The sequence below is a fragment of the Acidithiobacillus sp. TH-A36 genome, from assembly GCF_057473445.1.
Genome location: NZ_JBYCKP010000680.1, coordinates 1 through 2,996, shown reverse-complemented (window position 1 = coordinate 2,996; position 2,996 = coordinate 1). Strand labels below are relative to the sequence as shown.

Annotated in this window: 2 protein-coding genes; both read right to left on the bottom strand. The window is 53.3% G+C overall.

Annotated elements, in window-relative coordinates:
* The coding region (locus AC2VLY_RS16930; protein ID WP_486892062.1) for a conjugal transfer protein TraG N-terminal domain-containing protein at positions 1 to 1,539 on the bottom strand (1,539 nt) is incomplete at its 3' end.
* A gap of 2 nt (positions 1,540 to 1,541) precedes the next feature.
* Positions 1,542 to 2,996 (bottom strand): conjugal transfer protein TraH (locus AC2VLY_RS16925; RefSeq protein ID WP_486922696.1); only part of this gene is annotated, 1,455 nt, incomplete at its 5' end.

Sequence of the window (2,996 nt, the reverse complement as noted above, 5' to 3'; positions counted from 1 at the left end):
CCCCTGACTGAGTGTATCCGTGCCCTCCATCGGTGTCGTTTCCCCAATGGCTTGTGAGGCAGAACTTTCCTCGCTCTGATCCTGTGCCAGTCGTGTGGCGGCATAAGCGCCACCCAGACCCAACAGGACCATCGTCACTACCGGCGTCAAGGCCAGCATCTTGTCCGCCATCGCCTGTTGACGCATGGCATGTTCCAGCAGGATCGGGATGTTATGGGATGCCGTGATATGCCCCCCATTGAGCGTGTTCTTGAGCTGCTGCATGGTGGCGTGCATACCACCCTGAGCGTAATTGGAGATGATCTGGGCAATCGGGATCCAGGCCAGTGTCGTCGCTCCGAACGCCATGAATGCTCCGATCTTGCCGAATCCGTTTGGCCCCATCGCCAGAGCCACCACAATGATGATCGGAAAACCCGCAAAGAACAGAAATTGCAGGATCGCCATCATCGGAATCATGTTCATTTCCCACAAGGAAGCATTGGCCGCATTGAGCGTGACACTCCGCCCGAATGCGGTCGCCTTGGTCGAGCAATAGCTCGACATCTGGTTTGTAGGGCTGCTGCTGTCCCAGTAGAAATTCGCGTTTGCTCCGGCTTCCACCGCACAATTCAGGATCATGTTGTTCATGAAGTCGTATCCGGCATTGCCGGTACTCATGAACACGTCATCCAGTAGCGAACTCGCCTGGGACGCATCCAGGCCGGAAACGGAGCCATTATCCAGTTGGGTGTCGATGGTTTCACCCAGGTTTTCATTGCCTTGGGGCATGGTGCCCGTCTCGAATGTACTCCATGCGCTTTTCAGGGTGCTTGCGGCTTCGGAACAGGTTTCATTGTAGTGAGCCACAGGGACGGCGGAACTGTTGACGTAGAGGGTGTCCGTGAGATTGGGCTTGGGTGGCGTCGTTGCAAATAATGTTGTCGCCAGATCCTTTTGTGAACCCATTGTGTAAAGCAGACTCGTATCCGGTGCTTCACAAAAATCCACATAATTCACGATAGAGTGATTCAGCGCCGGGTTCACGTTGGAAAACGTCGAATACAGCCCGCGCAGGTTATACATGAGCGCCAGAGGGCCGTCGAAGCCATAGACCTGATTGTTGGCAGAGGGACCACTGAACATATTGGTGTTATCGGTAGTGACATTATCATCCGCCTGACCAAGCTGCTTGGTGATTTCCCAAAAAACCGTCGAAAATATCGACGCGGGCACCGCGACACCGATAGGGATGCCACTCACAATCTGGGACTCGCCGTTATAGATATTCTCTATATTGACCTGAGTAGTCACCCCGAAGAGCACCGCATACGCAATCGCCATGATCATGATGTGGTGGATCAGAAATCGCCCCTGCATGAAAGACGCTACCACGATAATAATCAGGCTGATAATGAGCATCAGACCGATCAGCGGCCCGCCCCAGACACTACCGCTGCTCGCCCAGGCCGTGTTGTTGGCCGGGTTGAACAACATCTGCAGCATCGTGAAAACCCCAAAGAAGCTCTGGATGTGACCGATAACGTAGATATTCCACATAATCAAAGATTCCCGTGTTCTTTTTTCAGTGTATTGTGCAATCCCCGAACCAGAGCTTCGGCATTCAGGATTTTTTGTGCATCCGAGTTCTCGTCACGCATATAGACATCTTCGCTCTGAGCAAGCTGATTGATGGCCGACCCGTAGGATTTCGGGATGACGACATGGGGGTTTCCAGAGTAAACGCTCTGTTCTGCACCCAGCAGTGCTGAGGCCATATTCACGGCATACAGATTTACCGCCACTGGCTCCATCAAGGCCAGAACTTCATTGACCATATCTTGAGAGCTTTGTGCCTGCCGGAGTAATGTGTACATCCCCCCAGGCATGGTTTGCAGGAACTGGATTTGTTCCGGGGATAATGGGATTCCCTGTTCGATGTCTGACCCAATTCCCGCACCGCCATTCTGTCCACCCCCGAAGAGCATGTGTTGAATATGCGGCTTGATGCCCTCGAAGCCCATGGAACCCAGGGTGGTGCCACGAGTCTCTACGGCTTCGCAGCCCATGGTGGTGGAATAGGCGGAATATTTTTGACTATTTGTGGGCCATGGTTCGCAGGTCATCACGGAAGCGTTCTTGGTGCCATTGACCAGATCTTGCAGGGTAAGCGTGGGCGCTGCCGTATCTGGACTCTGGGAGTAGGCGGCATTGGGGGTGGCCTGTGTGCTGTTTTCCTGTTCGGCACTCATATCCGCATTGGCAGTTGTGCTGGAACCGGGGTGCAGGATCTCTGTACCGACCAGGGACATGAGGATTTCCTTGGTACAGGCGTGATCGTGATTTTTACAGGGCAGGGACGTGTTGGTAGAGGTGTCATCTATGCCTTCCAGCATATTGTAGGCCTCACTGCCGCCAATCGCCTTCCAGAACATATTGCCTTCGGGGATCAGCGAGGCAGCCGAGACGGTTTTGGTTGTCGATTGTTTTTCAACGGATCCACTGGAAGTGATCGTATCCCAGGACTTTTCGATGTTGGTCTTGAACGTATCCAGAACATTCTGCAGCACGCCTTCATGATTGGCCGAGTCATAGGCAGAGGAAACGTCCGTAGAGGCTCCTGAGCTGAATCCAAAAACTTTTTCGGCGTTTTTCCCGACCTGTTTGAAATCTCCCGCTATATCCCCGGCATTAAAAATGCCGTGGGCCAGTTGGCAGGTGTTGTGCAGGGAGTTATTCATGGCCTGAATGGTTTTCTCGATAGAAGCGAGTAAAGCCCCGCACTGATGGCACATGGCATCAATCGCCAACTGAAACGCATACCCCAGGGCTTCCTGGCCGATGGTCCGGAGTAATGCGAGAAATTCCTGACCATTGATGAAATGAAAGGAACCCATGTAAAGATTGATCCCACCACATCCTGCGGAGATGTCGGGTGGACTGAAGCTGACGATATTGGCTCCAGAAAGCGGCGTCCGGACTTCGGCATACCCGCCGGAGAGGGTAACGCCATTGCC